Below are 22,043 nucleotides of genomic sequence, written 5' to 3' on the forward strand. Positions count from 1 at the left end.
GGTTGGTGTCGAGTATGACGCTGGCCGCGCGCGTGCACACCCTGGACGGCCGGGTGTTGCCACGGGCCCCGATGGCGGCGGAATTCGCCGAACTCGTCGACGCGGCCATCGTCAGTGACCGTTGAAAAAGCGGTTGTCGCGTTGCCTTGCAGCGGGTACCTTCGCCAGTACACAGGGAAGGAGGTGGTCCGAGAAATTGATAGCTTATTGGACATGTGAGGTGGCTGCCCGCTAGCTGTACCAGGCGAGGAATCACCTGCGCGCGCTGGCGAATTCCCCGCAGTCACCCGGCCCCCGAGCCTTCGGTCTGTCCAACCAGGAACTACGGCTCGGGGGCCGCCCATTTTCTGGGGTCGGCGCTATCGCCCTCAAAACCATTCTGCGGCAACGTATGCCGTTACCCGACGAACCACGATAGCCGGGCCGACAGATGCGGCACCAGCCCGCCGTCGGCGTCCACCCGTTCTTCGACGTAAGCCAGATCGCCGCCCTCGACGATTCCGTAGAGCCGTTTGGCGCCACCGACCAGCACGCCCGACCGGCTGCGCGCCAAGGCATCGGTGGCCAACTCCCACGACGACTGGTTGAGCGGGCGCCCGTAAAACAATTCGACATAGCCGGCGGAGTGCGCCAGTAGCAACTCGATGGCCTGCGACTCGGACGGGTCATCGGGTTCGTTGACGAATCGCCAGTACCCGGTCTCGCGCAAGTCCGGGGCTTCGTAGTCGCCGGTGTCGGTGACCCGCCAGGACCGCGACTCCCAGTTCAGGTAGTCGCCGCCGTCATGGGAGACCACGATCTGCTGCCCGAACCGGTAATCGCCGCCAGTCCCGCGGCCCTCGCCGTCGCCGCGCCAGACGCCAACCAGCGGAAGCAACGCCAGCAGAGCGTCGTTCAGATTGGCGCCTTCGCGGAGATTCGCGGTGTCTGCGGGCAACGGTAGGTCGTCGAAGACAGGGACGTTGCGGGCCGCGGTCACCTTGGCGCGTTCGGCCGCTGCGGCCACGGCACGGTCCGCCGAACCGGGTGAACGAACCGGATCGTCGCCGGAGTCGCCGGAATCGCCTGCGGTCACGATTCGTCGGTGATCAGCCGATACAGCGTGTACAACGCGAACCAGGAGATGACCACGACGGCCGCGACGAGCATGATCTCGAAGAACAGAACCACAGCGACGAGTCTAGTTCGGCGAACGGGTCAGGAGATTTTGATGTCCACCTCGTGGATGCCCGCGCCCTTCGGTTCCACGATCGCATCGCCATTACCAGCGGCCGACAGCGCACGCAGCGTCCACGACCCTGGGGCAGCGAAGAACCGGAAGTCGCCGGTCGCCGATGCGACGACCTCGGCGGTGAACTCGCCCGAGGAGTCCAGCAGTCGCACGAACGAACCGCCCACGGCCTGACCGGAGCTGTCCACCACACGTCCGGTGATGACCGTTTCCTTCTCCAGGTCGACGCTGGCCGGCAGAGTCTGTCCTTGCTTCGGCGCAGAGCACATAATCAGCTTCCCAACTCGATCGGGGCTCCAACCAGGGAGCCGTATTCGGTCCAACTGCCGTCGTAGTTCTTGACGTTCTGATGCCCGAGTAATTCCTGTAAGACGAACCAGGTGTGGGACGAACGTTCCCCGATTCGACAGTAGGCAATCGTTTCCTTCGAACCATCGAGCCCGGCGTCGGCGTAGATCTTGGCTAACTCGTCGTCGGACTTGAAGGTGCCGTCGTCGTTGGCGGTCCTGCTCCACGGCACGTTGATGGCGCTCGGAATGTGGCCGGGCCGCTGACTCTGCTCCTGCGGCAGGTGAGCCGGCGCCAGGATCTTGCCGGAGAACTCGTCGGGGTAGCGCACGTCGACGAGGTTCTTCTCGTGGATCGCAGCCAGCACCTCGTCTCGGAACGCTCGGATCGAGTTGTCCGCCGGCTTGGCGGTGTAGCTGGTAGCGGGCCGGCTTACCGGCTCGGTGGAAAACGCCCGCCCGTCGAGCTGCCACTTCTTGCGGCCGCCGTCGAGCAACTTCACGTCGTCGTGGCCGTACAGCTTGAAGTACCAGTACGCGTACGCGGCGAACCAGTTGTTGTTGCCGCCGTAGAGAACCACGGTGTCGCCGTTGCCGATACCGCGTTCGCTGAGCAATTTGGAAAACTGCTGCGCGTCGACGAAGTCACGCCGGACCGGGTCTTGCAAATCGGTACGCCAGTCCAGCTTTACCGCTCCGGCGATGTGGCCGTCGTCGTAGGCGCTGGTGTCTTCGTCGACCTCGACGAAGACCACGTGGTCGGCATCGAGATTGCTCTGGGCCCAGTCGGCGGAGACCAGGACGTCGGAGCGTGCCATGTGGGTGATCCTTTCGATCGCTATGAGGTGCTGTGGGCCGGCTTCATGCGTGCCACGAGCGGGTAGAGCTGGCAGCCCAGGCAGATGCCGAAGGCCGCGTTGAGGAATGCTGCCACCAACGCCGCGGCGGTTGCCGCGACACCGAGCAGCGCGGCGCCCGAAGCGAATCCGGCGACGGCCACAACCGCGAAGATGAAGCCGACCAGTTGGGCGAATTTCAGTGGGGCTACCGGCTCACGCTCGCGGACCGATTGCAGGCGCGGCGCGACGAGTTTGGCGAACACCAGGCCATAGGGGTGGCGGCGCGGCCCGGCCACCGCGCCGATCGCGAAGATGACGGCCTGGATGCCCAGAATGACTGCGGCGGCCGGCGTGCTGACGCCCGAGACCAGCAGCGAGATCACCAACACGACAGTGGTGACCCAGGCCGCGAATCGGGGTCCGCGGACATCGACCTGATCGGGGGTCTTGGTGTTCGACACGGTGCTGCTCCTGGTTGCTTATGCACGGCTATTGTGGCGGCGCGCCACGGGGATTGTTCCTGGCTGCTCCGAGTGCGGCGCGCGACGGCGCGGCTACTCAGCGGCTACAACAACAACAGCAGCAGCCCGCGACGCGGCACAGGTCGACTGCGCGGCGCTTGGTGAGCATGAGCTCGATGCGGGCGGACACGGGCGACAGCTTACCAATGAGCGACATCATCAAGCCAACAGCGGGACCAGCGCTGATCGCAGGTCATCGGCTTTCGGGACACCCGCGGCGCGGTATTGCTGCCGGCCGTTGGCATCGAAGATGAACGTCGTCGGCAACGACAGAACCGAAAGAAGCCGCGCGGCGCCCGGGTTGGCATCCATGTCGATCTCCACGTGCGCGACTTCGCCCAGGTCGTCGCAGACCTGGTTGACGACGCGGCGCACCTGAGTGCACGGGCCACACCACGAGGCGCTGAAGTGCAGGACTGTCGGCCCGTCAGCGGATAGGCCCAGGTCGCTGGGGTCGATGTCGTCAGACGTGCCCGGATCGGTGGCCCGGACATCACCGGCTCGACGGGTCATCAGCCACCCGACAACACCGGCCAACGCCAGCGCCGCCACGAGCGCGATCACTGCGGCAGTCAACGGCCCGAATCCATCTCGTGCGGCGCTGGCCAGATAGTTGAAGTCATGCCCGGTTGAACCCGTCCAGAGTGATGGTTAATCCCGATGTGATGCCCTCGATGATCACGTCCGAACCACGGGCCCCCTGGCTCGTCGGCGCGATGCCGAACGGCAGTTTCTGGTCGGGCAGCTTGCCGGCGAACGCGGCCAGCACCGCGTCCCGCTTGTCGGCGGGGACCGTCTGATCGGCGGTGTTGGGGCCGGTGAGCACCTCGGTGGGGGTGAACACCAGCGTGGTCTTGTCGTCGCCGGCCATCGAAAGGTCGACGGCGACGCTGACCCGCTTGGTGAAGTGCGCCGCCACCGGGGTCCCGGTGAAGACCAGACCGTCGCTGCCGGAGATCCCGGATTCGGTGGTGCCGCCGGTGGCGTTATTGGTGTCCTTCGTGGGCGCCTCGACTATCAGGTCGCGGATGCCCAGGTAGTGGCCGAGGTGCCGCGAGTCGATGATGATTCGGCTCTCCAGCTTTCCGACTGGCAGCTTGGCGGCCGGCCTGATCAGCCATGACGCATCGGTCAGGTCGATCGAGTGCATGGTGGCCTCGAGCGTGGCCTTCTCTATCACCGGGCGGTCGACCGCGCTGGCTTTGATTTCCAAGTCTTCGTAGCGGTGTCGCATCGCCTGCGGGATCAGCGGGAACGCGATGATCGCGACGAATGGGTCGAAGCCCAGATTTGCGGTCTGGCGCACCACGCGGGCCAGCCGATACTCCGCGTAGATACTGGTTCCGAAGTCGACAGCCGCGGCCGCCAGGAGCAGTACCACAACGGCCGACAGCACAGCTGCCACACCGACCAGCGCCTTACGCATCCGCACATTGTGGCCCATGCGCCCGCGTCTACGTGCACCGTCGTCGGGCGAAGGACCAGGCAGCACGCTATCGTTTAATGACCTGGCCGTTAAACTTCGTATCCCATCGTGAACTTTGGGAGACGCCTTTCCCACGATGCTGGAGGGGCTTGCTTGGACCTGCTGTTGTTAACCGCGGAGCCGAATCCCGATGTGGTTGTGCCGTCCTTGTCGCTGCTCGCCCACACCGTGCGTAGCGCTCCGCCCGATGTCTCCTCGTTGCTGGAAGCGGGCAGCGCCGACATTTTGATCGTCGATGCGCGGCTCGACCTGCCGGCGGCGCGCGGTTTGTGCCGCTTGCTGGGCTCGACGGGTCGCTCGATCCCGGTGGTCGTGGTGGTCAACGAGGGCGGCTTGGTAGCGGTCAACGCCGACTGGGGTCTGGACGAGATCCTGCTTCCCGGCACCGGGCCCGCAGAGATCGATGCCCGGCTGCGGTTGCTTATCGGCAGGCGAGGCAACCTGCAGGACCAGGAGAGTGTCGGCAAGATCAGCCTCGGCGAACTGGTCATCGACGAGGGCACCTACACCGCGCGGTTGCGCGGACGTCCTCTCGACCTGACCTATAAGGAGTTCGAGCTGCTGAAGTACCTGGCGCAGCACGCCGGCCGGGTGTTCACCCGGGCTCAGTTGCTGCACGAGGTGTGGGGCTACGACTTCTTCGGCGGCACCCGCACGGTCGATGTGCATGTGCGACGGCTGCGAGCCAAACTCGGAGCGGAATACGAATCGCTGATCGGCACGGTCCGCAATGTCGGCTATAAGGCCGTCCGTCCCACCCGCGGGCGGCCGCCGAGCACCGAGCCTGCCGACGCCGACGCCGACGCTGACGACGAGTCCGACGTAGACAGTCGCCAAGAGCCGCTGGGCGATCCGCTGCACAGCCAGTGACGGCGCCTCAGTGGCGGGCGAACCTAACCACCGACCAGCAGCGACAGATACGCGAACTCATCACTGCCGCAAGTGAATTCGATAAGGTAGCTCCCGTCGGCGAGCAAGTCCTGCGGGAGTTGCCGAACCACCGCACCGAGCACCTGCTGGCGACCGGTTCCGACGACGGCGGCGAGAAAGTCGTCGGCTATCTGAACCTGTCTGCAGGGAACGACGACGAGCCCGGGATGGCGGAGCTGGTGGTGCACCCGCAAGCCCGCCGACGCGGTATCGGCGCGGCGATGATCGACGCCGCGTTGTCCAAAACCGGTCAAACAAACCGCTTTTGGGCACACGGGACAGGTGAACCGGCGCAGGCGACGGCGGCGGCGCTGGGGCTGTCCCCCGTTCGGGAGCTCGTGCAGATGCGTCACCCGCTGCACGACATCGCAGAGCCTGTCGTGCCCGCCGGCGTTCACATCCGTACCTACGCCGGCACCGCCGACGATTCCGAACTGTTGCGGGTCAACAACGCCGCATTCGCGACGCACCCGGAACAGGGCGGCTGGACCGCCGCCGACCTGGCCGAGCGGCGCGCCGAACCCTGGTTCGACCCCGAGGGCCTGTTCCTGGCCCTCGATGAGCAGACCGACACCTTGCTGGGCTTCCACTGGACCAAAGTTCACCCCGACCCAGCTGGCCTCGGCGAGGTCTACATCGTCGGCGTCGACCCCGCAGCGCAGGGCCGCGGTCTGGGTGGACTGCTGACGGCGGTGGGCGTCGCGCACCTCGAGCAGCGGCTGAGCGACGCAGCCCAACCGGCGGTGATGCTCTACGTCGAGTCGGACAACACCGCGGCGCTGCAGACGTATCGCCGCCTGGGCTTTACCCAGTACAGCGTCGACACCGCCTATGCCCGCGCTGGCGATACCGTCTGACGTGTTCACTTCGCGTTTACGCCTCCGGCGGACGCCGTCCACGCCTGAGGCATAGTTTCCGGGAGGCCTGGCACCCCGGCTGGGAGGGTCGGTCGTGGAGACAATCATTGACGAAGGCGAGATCAGTGAGGCTCGACGCGCTACGCGCAGCACTGGCGGCCGCGTTGTCGACGGCAGTGATCGTGGGTATGACGTCGACCGGCTGCGGCAGCGATGACAACCTGCACGGCCTCAAGGCGCCGACGGGGCCGGTGAACTGCGACGGCAAGACCGCGCTGACCGCGGAGGGATCTACGGCTCAGCAGAACGCCATCGCGTTGTTCAACTTGGACTGGGCACAGTTGTGCCCGGGAAAGCAGTTGGCGTACAACCCGACCGGCTCGGGCGCCGGACGGGAGCAGTTCATCGCGCGCCACGTCGATTTCGCCGGTTCGGATTCACCGCTGAGCCGCGACCAGATCGAACCGGCCGCCGAGCGCTGCAACGGAAACCCTGCCTGGCATCTACCGGTGGTTTTCGGGCCGGTCGCCGTCGTGTATCACCTGGACAGCGTCAAACGACTGGTCGTCAATGCCGACGTGCTGGCCAAGATCTTCAGCGGCGCGATTGCCAGCTGGGACGATCCGGCCATCGCGAAACTCAACCCCGGCACCACGCTGCCCGCCACCAGGATCGAGCCGATCTACCGGTCGGACTCCTCGGGTACCACCGACAACTTTCAGAAGTATCTGGCCGCAGCCGCCCCAAACAGCTGGACCCGGGGGACCGGCAGCGAGTTCCAGGGTGGCGTAGGTGAGGGCGCGCAGAAGTCCGCCGGGGTCATCCAGGCCGTGCAATCCGCGCCCGGTTCGATCGGCTACGTCGAGAAAGGCTTCGCCGATCAAAGCCGCGTGCCGTACGCGCAGATCAACGACGGCAGCGGTCCGGTCGCGCTCACTAACGACGCTGCTCGCAAGGCCATCGACAGCGCCACCTTCGCGGGGCGGGGAAACGATCTGAGACTGAACTTGAAGTCGATTTACAGCACCACAGCGGCCGGTGCTTACCCGCTGGTGCTGGCGACCTACGAAATCGTCTGCTCCAAGGGTTACGACTCCGCCACCAGCGCCGCGATCAGGTCCCTGCTGACCGTGGCCGCCGACGACGCTCAAGACGGGCTGTCGACGGCCGGTTATGTTCCGCTGCCGGATAAGTTCAAGAAGCGGTTGGTCGCCGCGATCGACGCGATCCGGTGATGGAACGGATTAACCTATGGCCGAAACTTTTTGACTGATGGGAACACCGTGACTACGCCGAATCCAGCCGATACCGGCTCGGGTGAGGCCGTTGCCGCGGCTACGCGTCGGCCGTATGCCGCCCCGCTGCTGTGGGGCAGCGTCAAATCCGGTCGTGGCGACCGGGTGTTCCGGGGCATGTCCGAAGGCTCCGGCGTCCTGATCGTCGTTCTGATCGCGGCGATCGGCCTGTTTCTGCTGATGCGCGCGATCCCTGCGCTGACCCGCAACCGGGAGAACTTTTTCACCTACGGCGGTAACTGGGACACCACGAACACCGCCGCAATGCGGTTCGGCGTGTTCGACCTGGTTCAGGTGACGGTGATGGTGGCACTGTTCGCCCTGGTCCTGGCGATGCCGGTGGCAATGGGGATTGCGATCTTCCTGTCTCAGTACTCTCCGCGCCGCGTCACCGGGCCGCTGGCCTACGTGGTCGATCTGCTCGCCGCGGTTCCTTCGATCATCTACGGCGTCTGGGGCCTCTACGTGCTGGCGCCGCGGCTGCGACCGGTTGCGGCCTGGCTCAATCACCATCTGGGCGGGGTGTTTCTGTTCGCCACCGGCAACGCCTCGGTCGCCGGTGGCGGGACCATCTTCACGGCCGGGATCGTGCTGGCGGTGATGATCCTGCCGATCATCACCGCGGTCACCCGCGAGGTCTTCATGAAGACGCCGCAAGGCCACATCGAGGCCGCGCTGGCCCTCGGCGCGACGCGCTGGGAGGTGGTCAAGACCGCGGTGCTGCCGTTCGGCCGTTCGGGCTACATCAGCGGCGCGATGTTGGGTCTGGGCCGCGCGCTCGGCGAGACCATCGCGCTGCTGATCATCCTGCGCGGCACGCAGGCGGCATTCGGCTGGTCGCTGTTCGATGGCGGCTACACGTTCGCGACCAAGATCGCGGCGACCGCCTACGAGTTCAACAACCAATACAAGGCCGGCGCCTATATCGCCGCCGGGTTGGTGCTATTCCTGCTCACGCTCGTCGTCAATGCGATGGCTCGTGCCGCTGTCGCGGGCAAGGGCACCCGATGACCTCGATCCTGGACCGCCCGCTCAAGGCGCGCACGTTCACCGGTGTGAGCCTGCGTCGGCGAGTCGTCAATGTCGTTGCGACGGTGCTGGTTACGTTGTCGGTGGGGTTGGCACTGGTGCCGCTGATCTGGGTGCTGTATTCGGTGGTGGCCAAAGGGTTCGGCGCAGTCAAAACCAGCGAGTGGTGGACCCACTCCCAAGCCGATATGACGGCGTTCCTGGCCGGCGGCGGCGCGTATCACGCCATCGTCGGCACCGTGCTGCAAGGCGTGGTGTGCGCCGCCATCTCCATACCTATCGGTGTTCTCGTCGCGATCTATCTGGTCGAATACGGCGGCGACAACACGCTGGGCAAGCTGACCACGTTCATGGTGGACATCCTGACCGGGGTGCCGTCGATCGTCGCCGCTCTGTTCATCTACGCGCTGTGCATCGCCACGCTTGGTTTCCCAAGGTCCGGTTTCGCAGTGTCGCTGGCCCTGGTGCTGCTGATGATCCCGGTGATCGTGCGGTCGACCGAGGAGATGCTGCGGATCGTCCCGGTGGAGCTGCGCGAGGCCAGCTACGCGCTGGGTGTGCAGAATTGGCGGACGATCACCAAAATCGTGCTGCCGGCCGGGATGTCCGGCATCATTACCGGGATTCTGCTGGCGTTGGCCAGGGTGATGGGCGAGACGGCGCCACTGCTCATCTTGGTGGGCTACTCGCAGGCCATGAATTTCGATATGTTCGGCGGCTTCATGGGCTCGTTGCCGGGCATGATGTACGACCAGACGTCGGCGGGTGCTGGTGCCGCGCCGATTCCCACGGATCGGCTGTGGGGTGCGGCCCTGACGCTGATTGTGCTGATCGCCGTCATTAATCTGGCGGCCAGGGTGATTGCCAAGTTCTTCGAGCCGGAAAGGATAGGCAGGACTTCCAGTGGCTAAGCGGTTGGACCTCAAGGACGTCAACATCTTTTACGGCGCGTTTCACGCGGTCGCTGACGTCTCGCTGTCGGTTCTGCCACGCAGCGTGACCGCATTCATCGGGCCGTCGGGCTGCGGCAAGACCACCGTGCTGCGCACCCTCAATCGGATGCATGAAGTCACGCCCGGCGCACGCATGCATGGCTCGGTGCTGCTCGACGACGACGACATCTACGGCTCCGGTATCGACCCGGTCGGGGTGCGACGCGCGATCGGCATGGTGTTTCAGCGTCCAAACCCGTTCCCCACCATGTCAATTCGCGATAACGTTGTGGCCGGGCTGAAACTGCAGGGCATGCGTAACCGAAAGCTGCTCGACGACACCGCCGAGTACGCACTGCGCGGCGCCAACCTGTGGGACGAGGTCAAGGACCGGTTGGACCGGCCCGGCGGCGGGTTGTCCGGCGGTCAGCAGCAGCGGCTGTGCATCGCGCGGGCCATCGCCGTGCAACCCGACGTGCTGCTGATGGACGAGCCGTGCTCGTCGCTTGACCCGATTTCGACGATGGCGATCGAGGACCTCATCGCCGAGTTGAAGCAGGAATACACCATCGTCATCGTCACCCACAACATGCAGCAAGCGGCTCGGGTCAGCGATCACACCGCGTTCTTCAACCTGGAGGCGGTCGGTAAGCCGGGCCGGTTGATCGAGATCGACGACACCGAGAAGATCTTCTCCAACCCGACCCAGAAAGCCACCGAGGATTACATCTCCGGCCGCTTCGGCTAGCTGGATTTGGCGACGGGTGAATCCTCGGGAAAATGCCCGGTCGCCTGGAAGATGACCCGGCGCGCCACCTCGACGGCGTGGTCGGCGAAGCGTTCGTAAAAGCGGCCGAGCAAGGTCACGTCGACGGCAGCGGCCACGCCGTGCTTCCACTCCCGGTCCATCAGCACGGTGAACAGGTGGCGGTGCAGGTCGTCCATCGCGTCGTCTTCTTCGCGGATGCGGGCGGCTTTCTCCGGGTCTCGCGACCACAGCACTTCTTGCGCACTGTTGCCCAATTCGACTGCAAGTCTTCCCATTTCGGCGAAGTAGCCGTTGACTTCCTCGGGCAACACGTGCTGCGGATGCCGCCGGCGGGCGATCTTGGCGACGTGCAGCGCCAGTGCACCCATCCGGTCGATGTCGGCGACCATCTGGATGGCGCTGACGATCGACCGTAGGTCGCCGGCGACCGGCGCCTGCAGCGCAAGCAGCACGAAAGCGCTCTCTTCGGCCTGGGCGCTGAGCTCGGCAATCTTTTCGTGGTCGGACATGACCTGCTCGGCCAGCACTAGATCGGCCTGCAGGAGTGCCTGCGTCGCGTGCTCCATCGCAGCACCGGCCAGCCCGCACATCGCGCCGAGCTGTTCAGAGAGCTCAGAGAGCTGCTCGTGATAGGCGGTGCGCATGTTGCAAGCGTACGTTCTGAATCTGCGGTCCGGCATGAACCGGCACGAAGTTGGGCATGAACTCGCGGTGAATGCCGGTTGACCTGCCTATCAGGCGGTTGCGCTACTCGCAGTGGGTGTCGGCGGCGTTGGTCACCGACAAGTCCTCCGGCAGCTTGGTTGGCTGGCTGGTTGCGTTGCGCTCGACCTGCAAGCTGACCGGTGACCCCGCCGCCGGCGGGGTACCGACCGCGGTGAAGTCCGAGCCGAGCACCACCTGCACCACGTGCCCGGTGCCGGTGATGCGCTCGACTTTGGAGTTCACGAATGTTGCCGCGATCGTGGCGGCGGCCTGTTCATTGCCGGGGGAGTACAGCACCTTGGTGGATTTGAGCGGGTTCGGGTAGTCGTCGGGCGACTTGACTCGGAATCCACGGCGCTTGAGCTGGTTGCTGGCCGTGGTGGCCAGCCCGGACTTGGCGGTCGAGTTGGATACCTGCACGGTGACGTCCTGCGGTGCGGCGGCCACCGCCTGCAGATGCTCGGGGTGCGGGCCGGCGGGCTGGTTGGCTTGCGGGGTGGCCTTGCTGTTCGCCGACGTGGTCGGCGGGCTCGATGTCGCGTTCATGTCGTTCTCGCCCGGCAGAGCGTCGTCGTTGATGATCGAATCGAACAGCGCACGCATGTCCGAGGTGCGCGGCGGCTCGTCACCGTTTTCGTCGGTGACGCCGGTGGGTACCGTCACGAACGAGACATGGCCGGCGTTCATGCCCTGCACTGACTGACCGAGCTGAACGAGGTCGCGGGTTTTGATGTTGTCGACGTAGCTGTTGCTGATGAACATGTTCACCACGCTGTTGAGCTTGTTCAACGAGAAGAACGTTTCCTTGGAGATCAGCGAGCGCAGCAGCGAGGACAAGAACAGCTGCTGGCGCTTGATCCGCCCGTAGTCGCCGTTGTTCTCGGTCGTGACGTTGCGGGCCCGCACGTAATTCAGCGCGGTCTTCGAGTCGATCAGTTGGCGTCCGGAGTGAGCCAGCACGGTGCCCAGTTCGTAGTCCTTCAGCGGGGTGGTGCTGCACACCTCCACGCCGCCGAGCGCGTCGACCATCTTCGCGAATCCGGCGAAGTCGACGGCGATGAAGCGGTTGATGCTCAGGCCGGACAGCTTCTGGATTTCCTTCACCAGACACTTCGGTCCGCCGAACGAGAACGTCGAGTTCAGCTTGGTCTCGGTGTAGACGTTTTTGGGGCCCCACTTCTTGGTGTCCGAATCGTAGAGCGGGCCGTATTCGCCGGTGTCGGGATTCCATGCTTCGCACTGGATCGGCGTGATGGCAAGGTCACGCGGAAACGACACTGCGACAACGCGTTTGCGGTTCGCTGGGATGTTGACCAGCATGATGGTGTCCGACCGGGCACCGCCCGCGTCCTCGGTGTCGCCGGCACCCATGGCGCTGTTGGCCCCGGCGCGCGAGTCCATGCCGACGACCAGAAAGTCTTCGTCCCCGAACTGCGCGTTTCGATCGACGATGTCCCGCGACCCGAGGTCCAGCGCGCTGATGGTGTTGAGTCGGTGGTTTTTTGACGTGCTCCACTGGTACGCGCCGCCGGTCATGGCCAGTGCCGCCGCCGCGATCGTGGCCACCGCGAGGCGGCCGACAACCAGCAACCCGCCGTGCCGGCGGCGGCGTTTCGGCGCGGGCTCGTCGTCATCGTGGTCGACATCGGGTTCTTCGACAGGACGGGCCGGTGAGGGCCGGACCGACGTCATCGGCAGCACAGTGGTCTGCTGGACGTCGGCGTCGCCGGCCATCCGCCCGCGGTGGACGGCGTCGAGATCGGGCAGGTCGTAGTTGTATTCCGCAGGGCTCGGCAACGCATAGGCGTTGTACTTGTCGTCCTGCCCATGGGCGGGAGGTGCGGGTTCAGGGTCAAGCGTCTCGGTGTAAGCACGGTGGTGCCGCGGCCGTTCGGCGACCGGGCCACCGACCTTGGCGATCAAATCGGCGACGGTGAGCACGCCCTCGGTGTGCGATCCCCCGGTGTCGTGCTTGTCGGCGGCCGCCGGCTCACCCCGGTCGACGGGTTGGTCCAGAGCCGACGGACCCTGCCATCGATTGACGACGGCCACGGCATGGGTGGTCGTGCCGAATCGCTCCCACGGCGCGGCGCCTCGCGATCCGGGCGGCGTTCGGCTAAGCCCTATGTCATCGGCGTCAGGGCCGTGAGTGGCTGAATCGGCGCCAGCGTCGCCGTCACTCATCTCCTACCGGCCTCCGAATCTGGTGATGCCCCGTGCGCACCTCGGCGCAGCGCCGGCGATGCGGCGCAATGTCTCCGCGTGACGTGTCCGCGTGACCTTTGCGGTCGCGTCGTCCCTGTACAGCCGTACCGCGACGATGGCTCTGGTCTCGGCCGCCGACGCGTAGTGCAACAAGTTCAACATCGTACTGAGAGAGCCCCGTAAACGCGATCTCGGGACGGTTGCAGTTAGTCCGGCTTCTCCTCAGCGCGTACCGCGCTGCATCGTCGCCGGACGTTCGATCAGCCGCCCGAATGCATGACGTCGGCCGCGAACGGAACCGTGCAGTCGTCACGATCCGCCAGCCAGCCGTCCGGCAGCGCCACCCGCGCCGGCGATCCCTGACGGCCCCGCGGCCCACCGGCCGCGGTCGGGAACGGCGTATCGCGGTCGAGCTTGTCCAGCAGCCGGTCCAGTTCGTCGCGGGTCTTGACCAGCGCGAGGGCCCGCCGCAGATCCGAGCCGGCCGGGAATCCGTGCAGGTACCAGGCGATGTGTTTACGCATGTCACGCATGCCCTTGTCTTCGCCGAAGTGCTCGCTCAGCAGTTCGCCGTGCCGGCGGATGATGTCGGCGACCTCGCCCAGATTGGGCGGCGTCGGCGCCGGGTTGTCGGTGAACGCGGCGGAGAGCTCGGCGAACAGCCACGGCCGGCCTAGGCAACCGCGGCCGATTACCACGCCGTCGCATCCGGTGACGGCCATCATGGTCAGGGCGTCGTTGGCTTCGAAAATGTCGCCGTTGCCCAGCACCGGGATGGTTTGGACGTGTTGCTTGAGCCGGGCGATCTGCGCCCAGTCCGCAGTGCCCGAATAGCGCTGAGCTGCGGTGCGGGCGTGCAACGCGACCGCGGCCGCCCCTTCGGATTCCGCGATCCGGCCCGCCTCGAGGTGGGTGTGGTGGTCGTCGTCGATGCCGATCCGGTACTTGACGGTCACCGGGATGTCGGTGCCTTCGGTGGCGCGCACCGCCGCTTTCACGATCTGGGCGAACAGCTGCCGCTTGTACGGCAGCGCGGCCCCGCCCCCGCGACGGGTGACTTTGGGCACCGGGCAGCCGAAATTCATGTCGACGTGGTCGGCGAGTCCCTCGTCGGCGATCATCTTCACCGCCGCGTACGTGGTGACCGGGTCGACGGTGTATAGCTGCAGCGATCGCGGCGACTCGTCGGCGGAGAACGTCGTCATGTGCATGGTGACGGGATGCCGCTCGACAAGGGCACGCGCCGTCACCATCTCGCAGACATAAAGCCCGCTGACCGTGCCGACGCGTTCCTGCTCGAGCTCGCGGCACAGCGTGCGGAAGGCGACGTTCGTGACGCCGGCCATCGGAGCCAACACCACGGGGCTGGCCAGCGTGATGGGGCCGATACGCACGGCAGGCTACCGCCGGCTCAGGGTCAGCGTGCCCTCGGTGTGATGCAGTTCCTTGGCAGTGACCCGCTTACCCGTGCGGGCTTCGCGGTCGAGTTGCCGCTGCTTGGAGATCTCGAACTTTTCGCACGACATCTCGAGCTCTTTGATCAGCATGGCCAGGTCGTCGCGCATCGCTGCAGCCTCACCGGTGAAGTCCTCGCGCTCGAAGATGCGCCATTTCTTCAGCACCGGCATCACGACGTCGTCAAGGTGGATACGCGGGTCGTAGACGCCGCCGACGGCGATCATCACGGCTTTGCGCCGGAACTCGGGTACCTGGTAGCCGGGCATCTGGAAGTTGCGCAGGACTTTGTGCAGCGACTTCATCGCTTGATTGGCCGCGATCTCGAACCCGGCCTCGGTGACGTCGCGATAGAAGATCATGTGCAGGTTCTCGTCGGCTGAGATCTTGGCGAGCAGCTGATCGGCAATGGTTTCGTTGCAGGCCTTACCGGTGTTGCGATGCGAGATCCGGGTGGCCAGCTCCTGGAAGGTGACGTAGATGATTGAGTCGAACAGGCTTTCGGCGAACAGGTCTTCTCGAACCTGCTGGTTCTGGCCCGGGCTGAAGCCCCGGTTGACAACCTCCAAGCGCAGCTTCTCCAACTCGACCGGGTCGACGGCGCGGGTCACGACCAGGTAGTCGCGCAGCGCGATCCCATGGCGGTTCTCTTCGGCGGTCCAGCGGTTGACCCATTGGCCCCAGGCGCCGTCCATGCTGAAGTTCATCGCGATCTCGCGGTGATACGACGGCAGGTTGTCCTCGGTCATCAGGTTCTGCACCATGGCCACCTGTGCGACGTCGGTCAGCTTGGATTGTCCGGGCTCCCAGTCCTGGCCGCCCAGCGCGTAGTAGTTCTTGCCATCCGACCACGGGATGTAGTCGTGCGGGTTCCAGGGCTTGTGCACGCTCAGGTGTCGGTTCATGTACTTCTCGACTACCGGCTCGAGTTCACGCAACAGGTCCAGGTCTTGACGATCCGGCACCACGCCTCCCAGTTATCTGTGTCTGTCGGTTCCAGTCAATATATCTGTGTATGTCGGTGACATCCAAGTTCCGGTCCGGTGGTTCGGCTAATGGGTCGAGGCCCGGTTGAGCAGCATCTCCACGCAGTAGTCGATGAACTGCTCGCGGCTGGCGGTCAGTCGCCCGTCCAGATAGGCGGTGAACAACGCGGTGAGGCCGCCGATCAAGCTGGTGGCGATCATCTTCTGGCGTACCGGATCGCCGATCTGAGTCAGCTTGTCCTGCAGCAGGTCGATGAAATTGGGCATCCACTGGGCGCCCGACCGGACCAGCACCGGTTCCACCGCCGGGGCCAGCAGCAGCACCCGCCCGCGCACCGGGTCGTCGACCATCAGTGCGACGAATCGCTCGACGGCCTCGCGCGGGGTGGTCGCCGACATCAGCGCCGACATCGCCCTGGCGCAGACGTCGTCATACACGGCGCGCACGAACTCGTCACGGTCGGCGAAGCTTTCGTAGAAGTAGCGTTCGGTCAGTTCGGCCTGCCGGCATGCCGCCCGTACGGTCACCGCCGGGCCGCTCGGCTGGCCGAGAAGCTGCACGCCGGCGGCGACGAGTTCGTCGCGCCGCAGGGCCTGGCGATCCTCCAACGGGACGCCGGACCAGCGACGCGCGCGTTGACCGGACGGCACTTCACTCCTAGACTCTTGTTGACAACGCATGTAGTCAGTTTGCCTGGCTCGGACAGGAAATTTCACCAGTGACTCAAGATACGTCCGCGGCGACCCCGGTTGCGCCGGGTTGCCCGGTTTCGCCGCTCGGATATGACGCCCCGCCTCAGCCACTCGGCCCCGAGTCGCTGACCTGGCGGTATTTCGGCGACTGGCGTGGCATGCTGCAAGGCCCGTGGGCCGGTTCCATGCAGAACATGCATCCGCAACTGGGTGCGGCCGTAGAAGGCCACTCGACCTTCTTCCGGGAGCGCTGGCCACGGTTGCTGCGGTCGCTGTACCCGATCGGCGGCGTGGTGTTCGACAGTGACCGCGCACCGACCACCGGGGCCGAGGTACGCGACTACCACGTCGAGATCAAGGGCACCGACAGTCAGGGCCGCCGCTATCACGCGCTCAACCCCGACGTCTTCTACTGGGCACACTCAACGTTCTTTGTCGGCACCATCCACGTGGCCGAACGGTTCTGCGGCGGTCTCACCGAAGCGCAGAAGCGCCAGCTGTTCGACGAGCACGTCGAGTGGTACCGGATGTACGGCATGAGCATGCGCCCGGTGCCGAAGAGCTGGGAGGACTTCCAGGTCTACTGGGATCACATGTGTAGCGAAGTGTTGGAGAACAACTACGCCGCACGTGAGGTGCTCAACCTGACTGAGCTACCGAAACCGCCTTTTGCGCAATGGATTCCGGACCGGCTCTGGGCCCTTCAGCGCAGACTGATGTCGCCGTTCTTCGTCTGGCTCACTGTTGGCCTGTACGACCCACCGGTGCGCAAGCTGATGGGCTACAGCTGGTCGCGTCGCGACGAGTGGCTGCACCGCCGCTTCGGCGACCTCGTCCGCGTGATTTTCGCCGCCGTGCCGTCGCGATACCGCAAGCATCCGCGGGCCCGGGCCGGCCTGGACCGCGCCACCGGCCGTATCCCCGCTGACACCCCGCTGGTGCAGACGCCGGCCCGCAACCTGCCGCCGCTCGACGAGCGTGGCGATCCAAAGCACTACTGCCCCAACGTCTAAGGCCGCCGACCGCCGTTGCGCTCGCGCCACAGGCGGTACACCTCGACCGCGTCGTCGCGGGGGTCGTACTGCATCGGCAGTCGCCGCTGCTGCCAGTCCTTGGCGAACTCGTCGTAGAAGGTGGACAACTCGAAGTACTTGCGGTCGTCGACGTAGTACGGCTCGTACTGGTCGCGTGAGGTCAGAAAGATGACCTGGTCAGGCGAGCAGTAATACAGCGAGCCAAGGCACATCGGACACGGTTGGGCCAGCACGTAGATGGTGGTACCGGTCAGGTGCTCGGTCCCCAACGTCATGCATGCCTCGCGGATAGCCAGAATCTCGGCGTGGGCGGTCGGGTCATGGCTCTGGGCAACTTTATTTGCGCTTTCGGCCAGAATTCGGCCGTCCTTGACGATCACCGTCGCGAACGGCCTGCCACCCTCGATGACGTTCTGCCGAGCCAGATCGATGGTCCGCTGCGCGAAATCCATCACGGATCCTCCATCCGAAAGCCAAGCTAATAACTAGCTGTTCTATATTGTTTTTACTTCGAGATGAGAGTCCTGGTTTCTATTCGCAGCGAGAGCGATAGTTGAGATCTTGCAACGAGCGTTGGCGCGTCGGCAACCATGGTTGCCGCCCAGCGCGCACTGGCATCAGACGCCGGACTGATCGACGTCGGCGTGGAGCGCCGAAGGCCTTGTTGTCTACCTGCCGCCCGACGCCCAGGACGCGCTGTTCGGCAACGTCACCGAGTTGAGCGCTCCAGAGCTGGCCTCTGAGTTCGTTCCTGACACAACCGTTTTCGCCGACCCCGCTGGCGCAGCCATCACGACCGGATGAGCGAGCTGGGATTCGAGATCGACTTCAACGAACTCGTCTATCACTACGGGCGCAGCCACATCATCGAAGACCTGACGAGGCGACGTTGGCAGGTGGCGCACCGCACCGTCGGCGAGATGCATCCCGCCAGCGGCTTCGTGTACTCCGACGACGAGGTCGCGCGGGCGTTTGCCGACATCACTTACCTCAACGCCGTACGCCGCTGACGGCGCCCAAAAACTACAACACCTAGCCGGCGATTTTGTCGGCCGTTCCGGCGCCAAAACCGTTGCGCCGAGTCGGCGATTTTGCGACGCGCCTGGCAAGGCCCGTATAGATTCCTGGCAACAAACTGTGCAGCGTTGACAACCACTGGTTACACTATCGCCCGGGGGTAGCTAGGCCGGTCCGAGTAGTTATTGAGGGACAAACTAGTGGCAGAGGCCCCCCGCACGATCGTCGACGTATTGTCCGCCAGGTCAGCGTCGAAAGATCCCGCGTACATTTTCCTCGCCGACGGCACGGCGGCGTCCGAATTGCGCTGGAGCTACGCCGACACCGCGAGCAACGCAGCGGCCTTCGCGGCGTGGCTTTCTTCTCGGGGTGTCCGCCGCGGATCACGTGTGGTGTTGGCGGTGAACCCGAGCCTGGACTACATCGCCGCACTCTTCGGCATCATGATGCTCGGCGCCGTGCCAGTACCCTGCTTTCCTCCGTTGCGTCCCAAGGAACTGGACCGGTTCCACGCGATCGTGCTCGACTGCGCGCCGCACGCAATCGTCATCGACGCGATGTACGACGCCCAGGCCGAAGTTCTGCTGCGCCGGCTGGCGTGCGTCGACATTCATCCGCTGGTCTGCTTCGTCGAGGAATTGGATACCCGCGCCGACGTGGTGAAGCCCGCGCCGTGCTCGCCCGACGACCTCGCCCTGATCCAGTACACATCCGGGTCGACCGGATCGCCGAAGGGCGTCTGCGTGACGCACGACAACCTGATGAGCAATTGCGAAGTCCTGTTCCGCAGCATGGGGCCGGACCCGAATCGAGTCGGGCTCTCCTGGCTGCCGCCCTACCACGACATGGGGTTGATGGGCACGATCATCCTGTCGCTGCACCACGGCTGGCCACTGGTGCTGATGTCGCCGATGCACTTCATGCAGCAACCCCGCCGCTGGCTGGAGGCCATCACCGACTACCGCGTTTCGATCACCGTCGGCCCGAACTTCTCCCTCGACGCCGCCGTCGAGGCCCTCGACGGCGATAACGAAGACCTCGACCTGTCAACGGTCAGGGAGTTTTATTGCGGGGCCGAACCCATCCGCGCGGATACCCTGGTCCGCTTCGAACTGTGCACGGCACCACTTGGGTTCGACGTCACCGCGATGATTCCCTGCTATGGGATGGCTGAGGCGACGCTCTTCGTCGCCGGGAAACGAAAGGGACTCCGCTACAACACTGTTGACGGCGCTGATGGCATCGTGGTCAGTTGCGGCGAAGTCGATTCCGAACACGTCGTGCGGATCGTCGACCCCGACTCGAATCGTGGGATTCCGGAAGGTCAGAGCGGTGAGATCTGGGTTCGCGGTCGCAGTGTCACCGCCGGCTACTTCAACCGGGATGCTTTGACGTGCAAGGTGTTCAACGGGCAACTCGATGGCGAAGATGACAGCTACCTTCGCACCGGCGACCTCGGTTTCATGCGTGACGGCGAGCTGTTCGTCACCGGACGAATCAAAGACCTCATCATTGTCAGCGGCCGCAACATCTATCCGCAAGACGTCGAGGCCAATGTGGTGCGCGCCGACCCTTCGCTACGGCGGGCGGTGGCGTTCTCAATACCCGGTGACGGAACCGAACGTCTGATCGTGGTCGCCGAGGCGGCCTTCACCCAGATCTCGATGGATTGCAACGCGAAGCTCACGGATGCCGTCCGCTCCAGTGTGACTTCGGAATTCGGTGTCGGACCTGACGTCCACATCTGCCCGCGACGCACCATTCCAACCACCACCAGCGGCAAGGTCCGTCGGCAAGAGGCCAAGCGGATGTTCCTGGCGGAAGCCATCCAGAGGGCGCCGGTATGAGCGCCGAACCCCTAGCCGCCCCATCGATTCGCGAGCGCGATGTGCTCGCCTCACGACTGGCGTATCTGACCGTCGGCCTACCAACCCTCGGAGCCGTTGGCGCGATTGTCTACGGGATCTACTTCGGGGTGACGTTGTGCGACGTCTTGTTATTCGTTGTCATGTACCTGATTACCGCGCTCGGCGTCGAGGCAGGGCTGCACCGCTACTTCACCCATCGTTCTTTCGAGGCGTCCGAACCGGTCAGGGTGTTCCTCGCGATCGCAGGGTCGATGGCGGCGCAGGGGCCGATCGTGTTCTGGGTCGCCAACCATCGGCTGCATCACGCGTTCGCCGACACCGACCGTGATCCGCATTCGCCCCGGCCGCAGGGCTCCGGGTGGTGGGGGCGCGCAAAAGGTTTGTGGCACAGCCACGTTGGTTGGCTGTTCGATGTCAAGAAGATCGACTGGAGCAGGCACACCCGGGACTGGCTCGCCGATCGCAGGGTGATGAAGATCAATGCCTGGTACTTCACGTTGGTGTTACTGGGCATCGTGATCCCCGGTGCCATCGGTGGGCTGGTCACACAATCGGTACACGGCCTCGTCGGTGGGATTCTCTGGGGCGGCTTCGCGCGGATCTTCGCCCTGGATCAGGCAACCTGGGCGGTGAACTCGTTGGGCCACACGATCGGTGCCCGGGCATTCCCGCTACGGGACGCAAGCCGCAATATCGGCGTCCTGGCGCCGCCCACGATGGGCGGGTCGTGGCACAACAACCACCACGCCCGGCCCGCGCTGGCCCAGACCCGGCGGCACTGGTGGCAGCTCGATCTGGCCGGAGACTTCATCCGGCTCCTCGACCGACTCGGTCTCGTGCACCGCGTGCGGTACGTCAATTCGCAGTCCGACCATGCAGAAGGTGCGCCATGACAGTCGAAACGCACAGTCCCACAGCATCTTCCCCCAAACCGAGCGAGGGGGAATCGCTCGCCAAGGCGATCCTGCAACTAAACCCGGCAAGCGCACGGGCCAAACGGGTGGTCGCGCTGGTCACGATCGGCATCCCGGCGCTCGGGTTCGGCTTCGCGGTCTACCTGATCGCCGCGGGACGGGCCACCGCGCTCGACTATGTCCTGTTCGGCGTGTTCTACGCGATACAGATGTTCGGGATCACCATTGGATTCCACCGCTACGTCGCCCACAAATCCTTCAAGACGTCCCGGTTCTTCGAGGGTGTCTTGATGATCTCGGGATCGATGGCGCTGGAAGGCCCACTGCTCTTCTGGGTCAGCACGCACCGCCGCCATCACCGCTATGCCGACGAGCGGGGCGACCCGCACTCGCCGAACCTGAGCGGCAGAAGCATCGCCGGGAAGCTGAAAGGGCTTTGGTACGCCCATATTCCGTGGATGTTCAGTGACCAGGAATCGAAAACGATGGTGTTTGCCCCCGATGTGCTGCGCGATCGGCGACTTTACAGCTACGACCGGACCTACCCCATCTGGGGATTGGTCGGGCTGCTGGTACCGGCCGGCATCGGGTGGGCCGTCGGTGGCAGCCTCGCTGCGGCGGTGTCCGGCTTCATCTTTGGTGGACTGGCGCGTGTATTCGTGGCAAATCAGGCGGCCTGGTGTGTCGGCTCGGTCAGCCACATGATCGGGTCGCGACCGTTTGCCAACCGTGACGACAGCGCCAACAACTGGCCGGTGGCGTTCTTCACTTTCGGTGAGGGTCTGCAGAACAACCACCACGCCTTTCCCGGTGCATATCGACACGGAATGCGTTGGTGGGAACCGGACCTCAGCGGCTTGGTGATCTGGATGCTGGCGAAGGCGCACATCGTATGGGATCTGCACATGCCCAGCCGGACCACGATCAACAACCGGCTGCGCCGCAACCGGGCCACCGTGCCTGCCGTGTCCGCTGCCGGAGCGAGGTGAC

General features: G+C 64.9%; 23 protein-coding genes and 2 pseudogenes. 12 read left to right on the forward strand and 13 right to left on the reverse strand.

Features of this window, described 5'->3' with window-relative positions:
- Positions 1-125: pseudogene (locus tag WAO18_RS16270) on the forward strand (aminodeoxychorismate lyase); the annotation flags it as partial.
- A gap of 272 nt (positions 126-397) precedes the next feature.
- Here WAO18_RS16270 and WAO18_RS16275 read toward each other — a convergent pair.
- The 7 genes from WAO18_RS16275 to lmeA all read right to left on the reverse strand — a co-directional run bounded on the left by WAO18_RS16275 (position 398) and on the right by lmeA (position 4,310).
- Positions 398-1,078 carry an FABP family protein gene (locus WAO18_RS16275; protein WP_422207319.1) on the reverse strand — a complete coding sequence of 227 codons (681 nt, stop codon included), beginning with the start codon at positions 1,076-1,078 and terminating at the stop codon, positions 398-400.
- A 119-nt stretch (positions 1,079-1,197) separates the two neighbouring features.
- A complete protein-coding gene (locus WAO18_RS16280) occupies positions 1,198-1,500 on the reverse strand; it encodes a DUF1416 domain-containing protein (RefSeq protein ID WP_331514633.1) in 303 nt (100 codons plus the stop codon).
- A gap of 2 nt (positions 1,501-1,502) precedes the next feature.
- On the reverse strand, positions 1,503-2,336 hold the full coding sequence (locus WAO18_RS16285) for a sulfurtransferase (RefSeq protein ID WP_422207289.1): 834 nt from the start codon (positions 2,334-2,336) through the stop codon (positions 1,503-1,505).
- A gap of 20 nt (positions 2,337-2,356) precedes the next feature.
- On the reverse strand, positions 2,357-2,818 hold the full coding sequence (locus tag WAO18_RS16290) for a DUF4395 domain-containing protein (protein ID WP_422207290.1): 462 nt from the start codon (positions 2,816-2,818) through the stop codon (positions 2,357-2,359).
- Positions 2,819-2,915: 97 nt separating this feature from the next.
- Entirely contained in the window at positions 2,916-3,038 is a 123-nt protein-coding gene (locus WAO18_RS16295; protein WP_422207291.1) for an Ms5788A family Cys-rich leader peptide, read from the reverse strand.
- On the reverse strand, positions 3,038-3,391 hold the full coding sequence (locus tag WAO18_RS16300; RefSeq protein WP_422207320.1) for a thioredoxin family protein: 354 nt from the start codon (positions 3,389-3,391) through the stop codon (positions 3,038-3,040). Before WAO18_RS16300 ends, WAO18_RS16295 begins: the two co-directional genes overlap by 1 nt.
- Before the next feature lie 106 nt (positions 3,392-3,497).
- On the reverse strand, positions 3,498-4,310 hold the full coding sequence (gene lmeA / locus WAO18_RS16305) for a mannan chain length control protein LmeA (RefSeq protein ID WP_422207321.1): 813 nt from the start codon (positions 4,308-4,310) through the stop codon (positions 3,498-3,500).
- Positions 4,311-4,457: 147 nt separating this feature from the next.
- On the opposite strand from lmeA, the gene WAO18_RS16310 reads away from it, so the two are divergent.
- From WAO18_RS16310 to pstB, 6 genes are all read left to right on the forward strand, one after another.
- Positions 4,458-5,234: a winged helix-turn-helix transcriptional regulator gene (locus WAO18_RS16310; protein ID WP_422207292.1), complete on the forward strand. Its 777-nt coding sequence runs from the start codon at positions 4,458-4,460 to the stop codon at positions 5,232-5,234.
- The gene (mshD, locus tag WAO18_RS16315) at positions 5,231-6,151 is read left to right on the forward strand and encodes a mycothiol synthase (protein ID WP_422207293.1); all 921 of its coding nucleotides are present in this window, start codon (positions 5,231-5,233) and stop codon (positions 6,149-6,151) included. The genes WAO18_RS16310 and mshD overlap by 4 nt, the downstream gene beginning before the upstream one ends.
- 125 nt (positions 6,152-6,276) lie before the next feature.
- Positions 6,277-7,386, forward strand: a complete 1,110-nt coding sequence (gene pstS, locus WAO18_RS16320) for a phosphate ABC transporter substrate-binding protein PstS (protein WP_422207294.1) — start codon at positions 6,277-6,279, stop codon at positions 7,384-7,386.
- 48 nt (positions 7,387-7,434) lie between these two features.
- Entirely contained in the window at positions 7,435-8,457 is a 1,023-nt protein-coding gene (gene pstC / locus WAO18_RS16325; RefSeq protein ID WP_422207295.1) for a phosphate ABC transporter permease subunit PstC, read from the forward strand.
- Positions 8,454-9,386 (forward strand): phosphate ABC transporter permease PstA, encoded by a 933-nt coding sequence (gene pstA, locus WAO18_RS16330; protein ID WP_422207296.1) that lies wholly within the window; start codon positions 8,454-8,456, stop codon positions 9,384-9,386. Before pstC ends, pstA begins: the two co-directional genes overlap by 4 nt.
- Positions 9,379-10,155 (forward strand): phosphate ABC transporter ATP-binding protein PstB, encoded by a 777-nt coding sequence (pstB, locus tag WAO18_RS16335; protein ID WP_422207297.1) that lies wholly within the window; start codon positions 9,379-9,381, stop codon positions 10,153-10,155. Before pstA ends, pstB begins: the two co-directional genes overlap by 8 nt.
- Here pstB and phoU read toward each other — a convergent pair.
- From phoU to WAO18_RS16360, 5 genes are all read right to left on the reverse strand, one after another.
- Entirely contained in the window at positions 10,152-10,820 is a 669-nt protein-coding gene (gene phoU / locus WAO18_RS16340) for a phosphate signaling complex protein PhoU (protein ID WP_422207298.1), read from the reverse strand. The two genes, pstB and phoU, sit on opposite strands and share 4 nt — an antisense overlap.
- Before the next feature lie 103 nt (positions 10,821-10,923).
- The gene (locus WAO18_RS16345; RefSeq protein WP_422207299.1) at positions 10,924-13,065 is read right to left on the reverse strand and encodes an LCP family protein; all 2,142 of its coding nucleotides are present in this window, start codon (positions 13,063-13,065) and stop codon (positions 10,924-10,926) included.
- A gap of 281 nt (positions 13,066-13,346) precedes the next feature.
- Positions 13,347-14,480 carry a tRNA dihydrouridine synthase DusB gene (dusB, locus tag WAO18_RS16350; protein WP_422207300.1) on the reverse strand — a complete coding sequence of 378 codons (1,134 nt, stop codon included), beginning with the start codon at positions 14,478-14,480 and terminating at the stop codon, positions 13,347-13,349.
- Positions 14,481-14,486: 6 nt separating this feature from the next.
- Complete coding sequence (locus WAO18_RS16355) at positions 14,487-15,506, reverse strand: acyl-ACP desaturase (RefSeq protein WP_422207301.1); 1,020 nt, start codon at positions 15,504-15,506, stop codon at positions 14,487-14,489.
- An 87-nt stretch (positions 15,507-15,593) separates the two neighbouring features.
- Positions 15,594-16,208, reverse strand: a complete 615-nt coding sequence (locus WAO18_RS16360; RefSeq protein WP_422207302.1) for a TetR/AcrR family transcriptional regulator — start codon at positions 16,206-16,208, stop codon at positions 15,594-15,596.
- Between the two features lie 38 nt (positions 16,209-16,246).
- On the opposite strand from WAO18_RS16360, the gene WAO18_RS16365 reads away from it, so the two are divergent.
- The gene (locus WAO18_RS16365; RefSeq protein ID WP_422207303.1) at positions 16,247-17,233 is read left to right on the forward strand and encodes an oxygenase MpaB family protein; all 987 of its coding nucleotides are present in this window, start codon (positions 16,247-16,249) and stop codon (positions 17,231-17,233) included.
- Here the strand turns inward: WAO18_RS16365 and WAO18_RS16370 are convergent.
- Positions 17,230-17,706: a nucleoside deaminase gene (locus WAO18_RS16370; protein ID WP_422207304.1), complete on the reverse strand. Its 477-nt coding sequence runs from the start codon at positions 17,704-17,706 to the stop codon at positions 17,230-17,232. The genes WAO18_RS16365 and WAO18_RS16370 overlap by 4 nt on opposite strands.
- A 187-nt stretch (positions 17,707-17,893) precedes the next feature.
- Between WAO18_RS16370 and WAO18_RS16375 the strand changes: the two are divergent.
- The 4 genes and pseudogenes from WAO18_RS16375 to WAO18_RS16390 all read left to right on the forward strand — a co-directional run.
- Positions 17,894-18,264: pseudogene (locus tag WAO18_RS16375) on the forward strand (SAM-dependent methyltransferase); the annotation flags it as partial.
- Positions 18,265-18,471: 207 nt separating this feature from the next.
- Positions 18,472-20,118 carry a fatty acyl-AMP ligase gene (locus WAO18_RS16380; RefSeq protein WP_422207305.1) on the forward strand — a complete coding sequence of 549 codons (1,647 nt, stop codon included), beginning with the start codon at positions 18,472-18,474 and terminating at the stop codon, positions 20,116-20,118.
- Positions 20,115-21,032, forward strand: coding sequence for an acyl-CoA desaturase (locus WAO18_RS16385; protein WP_422207306.1), 918 nt, complete (start codon positions 20,115-20,117; stop codon positions 21,030-21,032). Before WAO18_RS16380 ends, WAO18_RS16385 begins: the two co-directional genes overlap by 4 nt.
- On the forward strand, positions 21,029-22,042 hold the full coding sequence (locus tag WAO18_RS16390; RefSeq protein ID WP_422207307.1) for an acyl-CoA desaturase: 1,014 nt from the start codon (positions 21,029-21,031) through the stop codon (positions 22,040-22,042). Before WAO18_RS16385 ends, WAO18_RS16390 begins: the two co-directional genes overlap by 4 nt.
- Position 22,043: the final 1 nt, after the last annotated feature.

Origin of the sequence: Mycobacterium sp., assembly GCF_049278535.1 — a bacterium.
Taxonomy (GTDB): Bacteria; Actinomycetota; Actinomycetes; order Mycobacteriales; family Mycobacteriaceae; genus Mycobacterium.